A 13,425-nucleotide genomic window follows, 5' to 3' on the forward strand; every position below is an offset into this window, starting at 1 on the left:
ATCAAGTCAAGCAAAAAGATAAAAAATTTGTAATTGTTAAAGTTAGATGGGTTCATGAACGCGTAGTCATTGTCATAAAAATTTGCAAAATCTATGCTATAGTCAAACCATCAAAACGATTTTGTAATCGTGGTTTTTATGAAATTAATCAACAAAAACAAAAGGACGGAAAATGACAACTTTTAGTAATTTTACCTATGAGGAATTAACTATCGGGCAAACTGCCAGCATGACCCGCCAAGTGACCGCAGATGATGTCAAAGCATTTGCGCTTGTTACCCATGACTACAACCCAGCGCATCTCGATAATGAGTATGCCGAGCAGAGCCAGTTTAAAGGCGTGATTGCCCATGGTATGTGGACAGCCGGTCTATTATCAGCCTTGATTGGTACCAAATTTCCAGGCTTGGGGACAATTTATCTGAACCAAAGCTTGTCTTTCCGTCGTCCTGTGCATATCGATGATACTTTAACCGCTACCTTGACGGTGAAAAGTAAAGACGATAGCAAAAAATGGGTGGTGTTAGATTGCCAAGTGACCAATCAAGACGGTAAAGCGGTAGTGACAGGCGAAGCGCAAGTAATTCCACCCACTGAAAAAAGCAGCCGTGAAGCGGTCAAATTAGACGATTTTACCCTGCGTCAAACTTTTTCAGAGTAATTAGTGGGTATAAAATAGACAGCATCAAAGTGTTCCACTTATTGACGACAATTATTTGCTACAATAAAGCCAAGAGAGTCTTTGGGTTTTTTTATAAATTTTTGATAGCAGATAAACCATGAAAACATTAACGCCTGAACAACAACAAATTTTAGCCAATGTCAAAATGCCGGACGATTGGAAGCAAGCCTTGGCGACAGAACTAACCAGCAGCAATATGGATAAGATTCGCCAGTTTTTGCGAGATCAATATCATGCGCAAAAAGTGATTTATCCCTCGGGTAGTCAAATGTTCAATGCGTTTAATTTGACGCCTTTGTCGCAGGTTAAAGTAGTGATTTTGGGTCAAGACCCGTACCATGGCGCGGGACAAGCGATGGGGTTATCTTTTTCTGTGCCCAAAGCCATTCCCAAACCCCCAAGTCTTCAAAATATTTTACGAGAGCTTGCCGCCGATTTGGGTATCGCGCCGTCAAAACATGGCGATTTGACCCATTGGGCAACCCAAGGGGTGCTGCTACTCAACAGTATGTTATCCGTAGAAGCAGGGCAGGCGGGCAGTCATCAGCGTATTGGCTGGGAAACGTTCACTGATGCGGTGATTGAGGCTGTCAATCAGCACTGTGAGCACTGTGTCTTTATCCTATGGGGGAGTTACGCGCAGAAAAAAGGCCGTTTTATTGATACATCTAAGCATTTAATCATTACAGGGACGCATCCATCACCGCTTGGTGCCAATCGAGGTGGTTTTTTTGGCACGCGTCCTTTTTCCAAAGCCAATGATTATCTGATAGCGCATGGCAAAAGCCCGATAGATTGGCAATTGCCACAGTAGTTTGGGTGGTATCATAAATGAATGCTAGTGAACATAACTGTTGTGAAAGCGGCTTTTGTGACAGCGACTTTTGTGACACCGATTATGCCTTTATGCAAGCGGCGCTTGACGTTGCAGCCGAGGGCGGACAGCTGGGGGAAGTGCCAGTGGGCGCCGTGATTGTGCATCAAGGCACCATCATAGCCAAAGGCTACAATCAACCGATTTTAAGTCATGATGCCACTGCCCACGCCGAAATAGTGGCAATAAGGCGAGCATGTCAACATTTTGATAATTACCGTCTGCCAGCGGATTGTGAACTGTTTGTCACGCTTGAGCCTTGCACCATGTGTCTAGGAGCGATTATTCATGCCAGAGTATCGCGCTTGGTGTTTGCAGCGACAGAGCCGAAAGCAGGCATGATTGTCAGCCAGCAGGATTTTAGCCAAGTGACGTTCTATAATCATTTTTTGACCGTAGAACAGGGGCTAATGGCAGAGCAAAGTCGCGCGTTGTTGCAGGATTTTTTTCGCCATCGTCGTGAGCAAAAAAAACAACTGCGCCAGCAGTTAAGGGCAAACCAATAACCAATGAGTCTCTCAAAACCATTCTTTAAAATAAAAAATATTGGATAAAAAAAGGCAACCCATCGGCTGCCTTGTTTGACGCAAAAAACAGTTAGATTTTTAGACTAAAGCATGTTAGAGAATGTCATGACGCTTTTGGTGTTAATGCTTTTGGCGTTAAACAGTTACGCTGCATCAAAAAGCCTTGCCAGCCAAAAAAGCTAAAGTTACGGATATTGGCATGGTTCGTACCTTTCGGCTCTGCTTTAACACTGTCATAGTGCTCAGCAAACAGTTTTAGCGTATCTTGTTGGGTCAAATGGTTGAGTAGGGCAAAGCCAAACACTTTCGCACTGCCTTCATTTTCACCCGCCGCATTGTGCACTTCGCCATTGTTAAACTCAGTTGGTCGATAGTCATAGTAACTATCGATGATAGCTAGCACGGAAGCAAAATCTAGCGATTTGTTTTCTAGTTTAGCTAATAGTTTTGATAGTTCTAGCTTATCAATAGCGCTCATAGTTACTCCAAAAGTCAAAATAAATAAGGTGATTAACGGTTAAAATAATCGTCCTCAAACGGATCAAAAGCTGGGTTAAAATTATTGTTGGTCTGACCAAAACCGCGGTTTTCCACACGGTTTTCTAAATGACGCATTTGCTGACCGCTGTTACGCGGTTGAGAGGGTTTACTGCGCTCTTGGGGGAAGGCCTCATGACTGGCTGCCCCAAAACCACTGCGGTCTTGACCCATTCTATCATGGGCGGCAAAATCGACTGGGTGATTATCATAACCCATGCGTTCATGCCCAGTCCGTTCATGCAGAATTCTTTGATAAATCTCTTCACGGTGTACGGCAATGTCTTTTGGCGCATTGACGCCCAGTCTGACTTGATTACCTTTTACACCCAGTACGGTGACACTGACTTCGTCACCTATCATTAACGTTTCGCCAACACGGCGAGTCAAAATTAACATGCGTCACACTCCTTATGTCGCAACAAGTACCATCAATGTCCTATGATGATTCAACGATAAATTAGCTAAATTCGTCAAATATATTATCATGTATCATTGCCCAATGATACGTTAAAGACAGACTGCAAGGGCATAATTTAAGCGAACTCATCATGCTTGGCGGCTATTTGCCAACAGTCAAAATAGGCATTGAGGGGTCAGTTGCGTTTGTGCCCAATAAACGAGATGCCATTATAAACGAAATGTTTAAGTAAAAAAAAGGTTAACACCCGCAAAACGCGGATATTAACCTTGTTTTTGTGGAGAATTACAAATTTCTTATAATCCAGCAACCTTGCTTTCACCGTCTTCACGGTCAAGACCAAAAGCGGTATGTAACGCTTTAACCGCTTTTTCCAGTTGTTCTTCTTGAATCAGTACCGAGATTTTGATTTCGCTGGTAGAAATCATTTGGATATTGATGTTGTTTTCTGCCAGTGTTTCAAACATTTTGCTTGCCACGCCTGCATGTGAACGCATCCCAACACCCACGAGTGATACTTTAACCACTTTGTTATTGCTCACGATTTCTTTGCCGCCAATCTCAGCAAGATTGTCACCCAAAATCGCTAGAGTTTTATCAAAATCCCCACGATTAACAGTAAAGGTAAAGTCGGTCAATCCGTTTTCTGCGATATTTTGGATAATCATATCGATTTCGATATTGGCAGCACTGATTGGGCTTAAAATCGATGATGCAATACCAGGGCGATCAGGCACTGCTAAAATAGATACTTTAGCTTCGTCACGGTTAAAGGCGATGCCCGAAATAATTGGTTGTTCCATGCTGTCTCCCTCATCGGTGGTAATTAATGTACCTACATTCTTTTTAAAATCATCATCGAATTTACCATCGGCGTTTTCATCAAAACTGGATAAAACTCGCAGTGGTACTTGGTATTTGCCGGCAAATTCAACCGAGCGAATTTGCAATACTTTTGAGCCAAGGCTTGCCATTTCTAGCATTTCTTCAAAAGTAATTTTTGATAATTTTTTGGCTTTTGGTGTCACCCGTGGGTCGGTAGTATACACGCCGTCGACATCGGTATAGATTTGACATTCATCGGCAGATAGGGCAGCAGCCAGTGCAACCCCAGTGGTGTCCGAGCCACCCCGACCTAAGGTGTTAATGTCACCTTTTTCATCCACCCCTTGGAAACCCGCCACCACAACGACCATACCAGCATCGAGTGCGGCGCGAAGCTGACTATCATCGATATGTTGAATACGGGCTTTGGTATGACTATCATCGGTACGAATCGCCACTTGTCCGCCCGTCATTGACTTGGCGCTCACACCGATTTCATTTAATGCCATAGCAAGTAAAGAAATGGATACTTGCTCACCGGTTGACACCATTTGGTCGTATTCACGAGCATTCGGTTCTTTACTGATTTGACGTGCCAAATCAATCAAGCGATTGGTCTCGCCACTCATGGCAGAGACGACAACCACCACCTGATGACCATTGTCATGCCAACGTTTGACTCGCTGTGCCACATTTTTGATACGTTCGACACTACCCATCGACGTACCACCGTATTTTTGTACGATTAAAGCCATTGTCAATACACCCTATAATATCGCGCACATTGCTTGCCATCGCTATCCAAGACTTGCCATACCAAGTCCCTGATGGATTGCTTAGCAGATTGTTTACAATGTCACGAAACGTAAATTAAACGGTACTTTATACCATATTTCCCAATTTTGGGGCAAGGCAAAATTGCCAAAAATCCCCAAATGACTGGCTGAAAATTAGATAGGTACTTTGAACAAAAATTTATCAGTTTAGGCAATCGGTTGTAGCGGTAAAGCTACAGCGCGTTGCACGGCAGGACGGTCATGTAGGTTTTTTGCCCAGCGTTGTAGGTGGGTGTAGTCTTGCACTTGTAAAAACTCGCCAGCGTTATACAATTTGCCCAGTGCCAACTGACCATACCATGCCCAAATCGCGATATCCGCGATACTATAGTCATTACCTACCATAAACGTATGAGTCGCTAAGTGTTGGTCGAGTAAGTCCAGTTGGCGTTTGGTTTCCATGGTAAAGCGATTGATGGCATATTCAAACTTCTCTGGGGCATACGCATAAAAATGCCCAAAGCCGCCACCGACATACGGCGCAGCGCCCATTTGCCAAAACAACCATGACAAACATTCGGCACGTTTGGCGGTGTCTGCTGGGATAAACTGCCCAAATTTTTCGGCAAGGTATAGCAAAATAGCGCCTGATTCAAACAGTTTAATCGGTGGATTAACACTGTTATCCACCAGTGCAGGGATTTTAGAATTGGGATTGATGTCAATAAAATCTGAGCCAAATTGGTCGCCATTCATGATGTCGATTTTGTAGGCGTCATACTGTGCGCCTTCAACACCAAGCTCTGCCAATTCTTCGAGTAACATATTGATTTTGATACCGTTTGGGGTGTTAAGGCTGTAAAGCTGCAAAGGGTTGTTACCAATCGGTAAGTGTTGCTCATGGGTCGCTCCTGCGGTAGGGCGGTTAGTACTGGCAAATTTGCCACCGTTTTCGCTATCATTTGTCCAAATTTTTGGGGGCTGGTAATGATTATCCATGATGTTTCCTTATTGATTATGAGTATTTTAAAGCTATAAGTGTGTTTTAAAGCTTTTTTGGTTGATAAGATGTTAGATATGATTTTAGAAGATGCGATTATAGAAACGATTATACACAATGTGCTTTAGGCTTTATGATACCGAATGTTTGGCTAAAGTAAATGGCGCTTTGATTAAGCCTGATTAAACGCATGCCTTATATAGTCGCATAAAAAATAACCCCATAAAAAAAGCCGAATAAGTCATTCGGCGTTTTTTTAGGGTTAGTTTTAATTAGGCAAGTCGCTCAGCCAACCAATTTGGTAGCGCATCTAATACAGTTGGCAAGCCTGCGACATCAGTTGCGCCGCCTTGGGCAAAGTCAGGTTTACCGCCCCCTTTACCGCCAAGCTGCTCGCTTAAGTGTTTGATGATATCGCCCGCTTTGATTTTGCTGGTTAAGTCTTTGCCAACACTGGCAGTCAGCGCAATTTTATCGTCAGCCACGCCCGCGAGCACCACGATGCCATCATGCAATTTTGACTTCATGTCATCGGCAATCGTGCGTAATGCTTTACCATCCATGCCTTGTAAGCTTGCAATCAGCACTTTTTGCCCGTTGATGTCTTGCACGTTATTGATTAAGTCTTTGGCTTGGCTGCTGGCCAATTTTTGCTGTAAACGCTCAAGCTGTTTTTCAAGGTCACGTGTTTTGTCGGTCATTTGATTGACACGGTCGGCGATTTCGTCGCGTTTGGCTTTGAGCTGACTGGCAAGTTGATTGAGCTGTTTTTCACCTTGCTGCACATATTTGACTGCGCCCATGCCTGTCACTGCTTCGATACGGCGAATGCCTGCCGCAATGCCTTGCTCACTGACGATTTTGAATAAACCGATATCACCCGTGCGTTGTACATGCAGACCACCACATAGCTCGATGGAGAAAGGCTTGCCGTCTTTATCTATTGTACCCATCGACAGTACGCGAACCGTGTCACCATATTTTTCACCAAACAGTGCCATCGCGCCTTTGTCTTGCGCTTGCGTCATGCTGAGCATTTCTACAGTGGCAGGTTGGTTGGCAAGGATTTGTTGGTTGACGATGTTTTCAATGGTGATGATGTCTTGCTCAGTCAAGGCTTTGTCATACGAGAAGTCAAAACGTAACACCTCACTATTGACCAATGACCCTTTTTGGGTGACGCCTGTACCAAGATGCTCACGAAGGGCGGCGTGCAGTAGGTGAGTGGCGGAGTGGTTTTTGGCACTCATGGCGCGTACTTGGCTTGCCACGCGTGCTTCGCTTGATTGACCCTGGCGGATACTGCCCATTTTGACCACGCCATGATGAATGATGGCTTGACCAGATTTTTTGGTATCTTGAACTTCAAATACGCCGGTTTCGGTTTGGATGTCACCCAATTCACCTGCTTGACCACCGCCTTCAGCATAAAAAGGCGTTGCCGATAATACGATGACCCCTTCATCACCCTCCTGCAATTGTTCAGCCGATTTGCCCTCAAGGTATAAGTGGGTGATAGTGCTGCTGTGTTCTGCTTGGTCATACCCCAAAAATTCAGTGGCACTGTCAATTTGAATCAATTGGTTATAATCAACGCCAAATTTACCTGCTTCACGGGCGCGGGCGCGTTGCTGCGCCATGCCTTGTTCAAAACCGGCTTCATCAATGCTGATGTCGCGTTCGCGCACAATGTCCGCCGTCAAATCAGCAGGGAAACCGTACGTGTCATACAGTTTAAACACGGTTGCACCCGACAACGTATCGCCAGATTTTAAGCTATCTAATTCTTGGGATAGCAGTTTGAGACCTTGTGATAAGGTTTTGGCAAATTGTTCTTCTTCTTTTAAGATAGCTTGCTCAATATTGGCTTGCTGTTCACGAAGCTGTGGGTAGGCATCGCCCATGATTTGGGCAAGTGGTGCGACGAGCTTATAAAAGAAGTTGTCATTAGCACCTAATTTGTTGCCATGACGAACTGCGCGGCGGATGATACGACGCAGCACATAACCACGACCTTCATTGCTTGGCAGTACGCCATCTGCAATCAAAAAGGAAACCGAGCGGATATGGTCGGCAAGTACTTTGAGTGATGGCTCAGACTGTAAGTCGATATCGTTTGGCAAGCCAATCACTTGCGCCGCGTGTTGCATGAGATGGGTAAATATATCGATTTCATAGTTGCTATGCACGCCTTGCATGATGGCACTAATACGCTCTAAACCCATTCCCGTATCGACACTTGGCGCAGGCAGTTTTTCAAGAGTGCCATCTTTTTGGCGGTTAAACTGCATAAAGACGTTGTTCCAAATCTCGACAAAACGGTCGCCGTCTTCTTCAGGTGTACCTGGCAGACCGCCCCAAATATGCTCGCCGTGGTCATAAAATACTTCGGTACAAGGACCACAAGGACCTGTGTCACCCATTGCCCAAAAGTTATCCGATTGGTATTGACCGCCTTTATTATCACCAATACGGATGATACGCTCGGCAGGCAAGCCCACCACGTTATGCCAAATATCAAAGGCTTCATCATCGGTGTGATACACGGTGACATACAGCTTGTCTTTTGGCAGACCAAGCCATTTATCCGATGTCAAAAACTCCCAACAAAATGGGATGGCTTGTTGTTTAAAATAATCGCCAAACGAAAAGTTGCCGAGCATCTCAAAAAACGTATGGTGACGGGCGGTATAGCCGACATTGTCAAGGTCATTGTGTTTACCGCCTGCGCGCACACATTTTTGCGACGATACCGCACGTTTATAATCGCGTTTGTCTATCCCTAAGAACACATCTTTAAATTGGTTCATACCGGCATTGGTGAATAGCAAGGTAGGGTCATTATGTGGGACTAGGCTCGATGATGCCACTGGGGTATGACCATTTTCGGCAAAATAATTGATAAAAGCTTGACGTATATCGGCTGAAGAAAACGGACGGCTCACAGCGGCTCCTTAAGAGTTTTCAAAATTAAATTTGGCATATATTATCAAAAAAATGTAAACATTGTATTTTAGCAGAATTCATTCGATGTGGATAATGCTTTTATAAATCGCACCTTTTAAGAGCCACACCTTTTATAAAACGCACCTTTTAAAAACCGTACATGGCATCTAAAACCGTGGGCGTCAAGTATGAGGTTTGCAACGTTTTTCATGGGGATAAAAAAAAGACCGATATGCACCATCGATCTTTTTTGATAATTTTTTTATAGCAATGTCGTTGGGGGCAAAAATTACCGCTCTACTTGACTGACATCACGCACCGCGCCTGTATCCGCGCTAGTAGTCATCGCTGCATACGCCCGCAAGGCGGCTGACACTTGGCGCTCACGATTGACAGGTTTCCAAGCTTGGTTGCCACGGCTTACCATCGCTTCTCGGCGTTTTTCCAGTTCGGCAAAATCAACCGCCAAATGAATCGAGCGATTAGGGATATCAATCTCGATGGTATCGCCTTCATTCACCAAACCGATGGTACCACCTTCAGCGGCTTCTGGGCTGACGTGACCGATGGATAAACCTGACGTACCACCTGAGAAACGACCATCGGTAAGTAGCGCACAGGCTTTACCTAAACCTTTTGATTTTAGGTAAGAGGTGGGATACAACATCTCTTGCATACCAGGACCGCCTTTTGGACCTTCATAGCGAATCACCACGATATCACCGGCGACAATTTGGTCTGCCAAAATCGCTGCGACGGCATCGTCTTGACTTTCAAACACACGGGCACGACCGGTAAATTTTAGGATGCTGTCATCCACGCCCGCTGTTTTGACGACACAGCCACGTTCAGCGATATTACCAAACAATACCGCCAAACCACCGTCTTGCGAGTAGGCAAATTCTTTGCTGCGGATACAGCCAGATTCTCGGTTGACATCAAGATTGGACCATTCATTGTTTTGGCTAAAGGCTTTCGTGGTGCGTACCCCACCTGGGGCTGCAATATAACGCTCACGTGCCTCAGTATTATCAGGATTCATGATATCCCATTGGCTAAGCGCTGCTTTGAGTGAAGCACTATGAACGGTGGGGACATCGGTTTGCAGCAGGTTTGCGCGATCAAGCTCGGCTAAAATTGCCATTACACCCCCAGCGCGGTGAACATCTTCCATATGGTATTTTTGCGTCGCAGGGGCAACTTTTGATAGACAAGGCACACGGCGGCTTAGACGGTCAATATCCGCCATTTTAAAATCTACTTGGGCTTCATGGGCAGCGGCAAGCAAATGTAGAATTGTGTTGGTTGAGCCGCCCATGGCGATATCAAGGCTCATGGCGTTTTCAAATGCCGCTTTGGTCGCAATTGAGCGCGGCAACACGCTGGCGTCATCTTGCTCATAATAACGTTTGGCAAGTGCTACGATACGGCGACCTGCTTCTAAGAATAAATCTTTACGTTTGGCGTGAGTGGCAAGTAGCGAGCCATTACCAGGCAGGGATAAGCCTAAGGCTTCGGTCAAACAGTTCATCGAGTTGGCAGTGAACATGCCTGAGCATGAGCCACAAGTTGGGCAAGCAGAGCGCTCAGTTTGTGCCACATCTTCATCACTAATCAAGTCATCTGCCGCATCAATCATGGCGTCGACTAGGTCAAGTTTGCGAATTTTTTCACCCAATTCATTCATCACGGTTTCATGGGTGGTATGTCCATCGCCCAACGTGGATGCCAATACTTTGCCCGCTTCCATTGGACCGCCCGACACAAAAATCGTTGGGATATTGAGGCGCATCGCTGCCATCAGCATACCAGGGGTGATTTTATCGCAGTTGGAGATACAAACCAGCGCATCGGCGCAGTGGGCATTGACCATATACTCCACGCTATCAGCAATTAAATCACGGCTTGGCAAGCTATAGAGCATACCCAAGTGACCCATGGCGATACCATCATCCACCGCAATGGTGTTAAATTCTTTGGCAACACCCCCTGCCGCTTCAATCTCGCGGGCAACCAGCTGACCCAAGTCTTTTAGGTGTACGTGACCGGGTACAAACTGGGTAAACGAGTTGGCAATCGCGATAATCGGTTTGTTAAAATCCTCATCCGTCATACCGGTTGCACGCCAAAGTGCGCGTGCACCCGCCATGTTGCGGCCAGACGTGGAGGTTTTTGAGCGATATTGTGGCATGGTTGTTCCTTATTTGTAACAGTCAATACAAGTGATAAATTTAGCACTTAGTGTACTCTGTCTCGACCAAAAGGGCTAGTCATGGCTCATGATAGATAGTTATAATTGGTTTTAAATAATGGCATATTAGCCACCCTTATCATTGCTATATCACGGCTATCATTCAATCGTATCTGGTAAAAACTCATCAAAAGGATTTTATTTTGACCAATCCCACCTTAAGCATTACCGATGTCATCCGACAAAGTCTGGCATTTTTAAGTAAAGATAAAAATAACTCATCAATAAATCAACCGTTCACCGGGCTGATTATTGGTAATGACACGCAGTCGGTTTTTAGCCAAATTCAAGCCATTGATGAAGCTATTGATCAAGCCGTGAGTTGGGAAGCGTTTGATTATCAAGCGTTTATCGCGCATCGGTTTGCTAAGCGCTATGAGTTGGCAGTGATAATATTATCAAACGATAGCGCTATCGATACCCAAATCATTCAGCGCTGTCGCGACTTGTTTGCCAAGCATTGTTTGGTGGTGCAAAACTTATCCGAGCCAGCAACAGGTGTGGATGTGGTGAGCTTTGGCTTTAGCCGATTACATGAGCAGCCGATTGTGGAAAATGACCAAGATCATCATGCAACCAACTACCAAGTATGGCAATTTAATCTGTTTGACTATAAACATTTGCCAGATTGGTTTAATAGCAAGTTTTGGGCAAATCCTGAACTATGGAATAAATTTCGTTGGTAGCGGTTTTAGACAAAAATTTAAATATCACTGTTTTAGACATCTTGTTTCATTATCATCACTTATCTTATAACCGGTAAATTTTTTTAAGCTACTTGTTTAATCCAAAAATTAAACTGCTTTGAGAACTTTGAGAAAAAGTTGGCTAAAATTTACAGTAACACTGTTTACAAAAAGCGCGAGATTGATTTACTCTATCGAAAAGTAACAAAATAGGTAAACGCGTTAAATAATAATTTTTGAGGAAAGACTATGAAATTAACGATGCTAAAAGTAGTAAGCACTGCTGCAATGATGGCAACCATCGCCTTAACAGGGTGTTCTGCCAAACGTACCGACACATCTGAAGTAGTGGTTGCGCCGATGGGCGTTCCCGGTGGCGTAGGCTACTATAACGGGGGCGCTGTGGTAACAAACTCAACGTCAGTTATCACCGCCGCGGGTGCTAACCCAAATGCCGTGTATTTCGGCTTTGATAGCAGTGAAATCGACGCTCAAGGTCAAGCCGTGTTAAATCAACAAGCGCAATTCTTACAAGCCAATCCAAGCGCCCGTGTTGCTATTGCTGGTCACACCGATGAGCGTGGTAGCCGTGAATATAATCTGGCATTGGGTGAGCGCCGTGCCCAAGCCGCACAAGCCTACTTAGCTACGTCAGGGGTATCAGCTTCACGTATGGAAGCCATCAGCTATGGTGAAGACCAACCTGCCGATCCCGGTCATGACGAATCAGCATGGGCAAAAAACCGCCGTGCAGAAATTTCTTACTAAGTATTGCTTAGTGAGTAAAAGACAAACAAAAAAACCTGTTAATTCAACAGGTTTTTTTGTGGTTAAAATCGGTTTATTTGACCAGTTGAACGGTACCATTGGCAGTGACCGTAATGGTGCTATCGCCCGCTTGGAAGTTTTGGTCAGCGACTTTGGCACTGCTGGCTTCTAGCATCATTACACTGCCATACGCGCGCGGTGCACGATAATCGCCCCCTTGACTAAAATCCAACGAGACTAATTGATAGCCTTTTGCGCCCCACACAGGTAGCAGCGTTTGCGCTTGGCGCTGGAAGTTTTTGGAAGCTTCCATCATCAATTCTTGCTCGGTGGCTTTGCGCGCAGCATCAGACACGCTAAAGCCTAATCCATCAACCGTCATAAAACTTTGCAATTCAGCAATCAATTTGCTAGCGGCAACTGTATCGGTGCTTTTTAAATTCAAGCTTGCAGTCCCCGTCCAACCAATGATTTTTTGGTTTTTATCATATTGTGGATAGGTGGTTTGATTGCCCGTACTCACTTGCACTTGTGGGTATTTTTTGGCAATGGCAACCGCTTGGTTCAACGTGGTAGCGATTTGATTAGCCACCTCACTGCTTGATTTGTTTTGCACAGTTTTGCTAAGGGTAGCATTGATTTGGTCATTGCTGACTTTTTTACTTGCTGAGGCAGCAAAATTAAGCAAGCCGTAGTTTAAAGTATTGGTCATTGATGAGTTCGCAGGGGATGGATTCACAGGGTAGATAGTGGCTGAAACACTGGTAAAAGGTAATAGCGTCGCCATAGCAAGTAAGCTGGTTGCAATACCTTTGGTCATTGTATGATTGGCATGCGCTTTATGATTGGGATGGTTGGTAGTCGCGGTGCTTAAATGTGTCATAGTGTTTCCTATTGTTTTTTCCTAGTTTTTCTAGTGCTTTTTTATATGGGTTGGCATGAATCTGTTGCTGATTAAACTACTCTATTAGTTCATTCAATATGTTGTTGAATGGGCATTATAAAATATTTTGTAACATTTGCAGCGCAAGAATTGTAGAAAAAGGGTAAGAAATTCGACAAAAATTTACCTAAATGTTGCTTGGTGATGGTTTAGCGTGTGTAAAAGTGAAATAAATACAAAAATTTGGCG

11 protein-coding genes and 1 pseudogene are annotated in these 13,425 nt (G+C 44.7%); 5 read left to right on the forward strand and 7 right to left on the reverse strand.

Going from position 1 to position 13,425, the window contains the following annotated elements; genetic code table 11:
- The first annotated feature begins 172 nt into the window (after nucleotides 1–172).
- From RNZ41_RS04090 to tadA, 3 genes are all read left to right on the forward strand, one after another.
- Nucleotides 173–661 (forward strand): MaoC/PaaZ C-terminal domain-containing protein, encoded by a 489-nt coding sequence (locus tag RNZ41_RS04090; RefSeq protein WP_076774094.1) that lies wholly within the window; start codon nucleotides 173–175, stop codon nucleotides 659–661.
- 118 nt (nucleotides 662–779) lie between these two features.
- On the forward strand, nucleotides 780–1,496 hold the full coding sequence (gene ung / locus RNZ41_RS04095) for a uracil-DNA glycosylase (protein WP_065264178.1): 717 nt from the start codon (nucleotides 780–782) through the stop codon (nucleotides 1,494–1,496).
- Nucleotides 1,497–1,513: 17 nt separating this feature from the next.
- Nucleotides 1,514–2,062, forward strand: coding sequence for a tRNA adenosine(34) deaminase TadA (gene tadA / locus RNZ41_RS04100; protein WP_409950679.1), 549 nt, complete (start codon nucleotides 1,514–1,516; stop codon nucleotides 2,060–2,062).
- Between the two features lie 124 nt (nucleotides 2,063–2,186).
- Here the strand turns inward: tadA and RNZ41_RS04105 are convergent, their stop codons facing one another.
- From RNZ41_RS04105 to ilvD, 6 genes and pseudogenes are all read right to left on the reverse strand, one after another.
- Entirely contained in the window at nucleotides 2,187–2,561 is a 375-nt protein-coding gene (locus RNZ41_RS04105) for a HopJ type III effector protein (protein ID WP_099808227.1), read from the reverse strand.
- Between the two features lie 275 nt (nucleotides 2,562–2,836).
- Nucleotides 2,837–3,019 (reverse strand): annotated as a pseudogene (csrA, locus tag RNZ41_RS04110) (carbon storage regulator CsrA); the annotation flags it as partial.
- A 318-nt stretch (nucleotides 3,020–3,337) separates the two neighbouring features.
- Nucleotides 3,338–4,621, reverse strand: coding sequence for an aspartate kinase (locus tag RNZ41_RS04115; RefSeq protein ID WP_036601295.1), 1,284 nt, complete (start codon nucleotides 4,619–4,621; stop codon nucleotides 3,338–3,340).
- A 228-nt stretch (nucleotides 4,622–4,849) separates the two neighbouring features.
- Nucleotides 4,850–5,641 (reverse strand): glutathione-dependent disulfide-bond oxidoreductase, encoded by a 792-nt coding sequence (gene yghU / locus RNZ41_RS04120; protein ID WP_309596052.1) that lies wholly within the window; start codon nucleotides 5,639–5,641, stop codon nucleotides 4,850–4,852.
- Nucleotides 5,642–5,914: 273 nt separating this feature from the next.
- Nucleotides 5,915–8,587 (reverse strand): alanine--tRNA ligase, encoded by a 2,673-nt coding sequence (gene alaS, locus RNZ41_RS04125; protein WP_309596053.1) that lies wholly within the window; start codon nucleotides 8,585–8,587, stop codon nucleotides 5,915–5,917.
- Nucleotides 8,588–8,877: 290 nt separating this feature from the next.
- Complete coding sequence (gene ilvD / locus RNZ41_RS04130) at nucleotides 8,878–10,779, reverse strand: dihydroxy-acid dehydratase (protein ID WP_314027645.1); 1,902 nt, start codon at nucleotides 10,777–10,779, stop codon at nucleotides 8,878–8,880.
- Nucleotides 10,780–10,982: 203 nt separating this feature from the next.
- Here ilvD and RNZ41_RS04135 point away from each other — a divergent pair, with 203 nt between their 5' ends.
- Both RNZ41_RS04135 and pal read left to right on the forward strand, forming a co-directional pair.
- Nucleotides 10,983–11,525, forward strand: a complete 543-nt coding sequence (locus RNZ41_RS04135) for a DUF6231 family protein (RefSeq protein ID WP_050325104.1) — start codon at nucleotides 10,983–10,985, stop codon at nucleotides 11,523–11,525.
- A 249-nt stretch (nucleotides 11,526–11,774) separates the two neighbouring features.
- On the forward strand, nucleotides 11,775–12,293 hold the full coding sequence (gene pal / locus RNZ41_RS04140; RefSeq protein WP_050325105.1) for a peptidoglycan-associated lipoprotein Pal: 519 nt from the start codon (nucleotides 11,775–11,777) through the stop codon (nucleotides 12,291–12,293).
- 73 nt (nucleotides 12,294–12,366) lie between these two features.
- Here pal and RNZ41_RS04145 read toward each other — a convergent pair whose 3' ends face one another.
- Nucleotides 12,367–13,176 carry an SIMPL domain-containing protein gene (locus tag RNZ41_RS04145; protein WP_314027646.1) on the reverse strand — a complete coding sequence of 270 codons (810 nt, stop codon included), beginning with the start codon at nucleotides 13,174–13,176 and terminating at the stop codon, nucleotides 12,367–12,369.
- Nucleotides 13,177–13,425 lie beyond the last annotated feature (249 nt).

The organism is Moraxella sp. DOX410, assembly GCF_032248735.1.
GTDB classification, from domain to species: domain Bacteria; phylum Pseudomonadota; class Gammaproteobacteria; order Pseudomonadales; family Moraxellaceae; genus Faucicola; species Faucicola tetraodonis.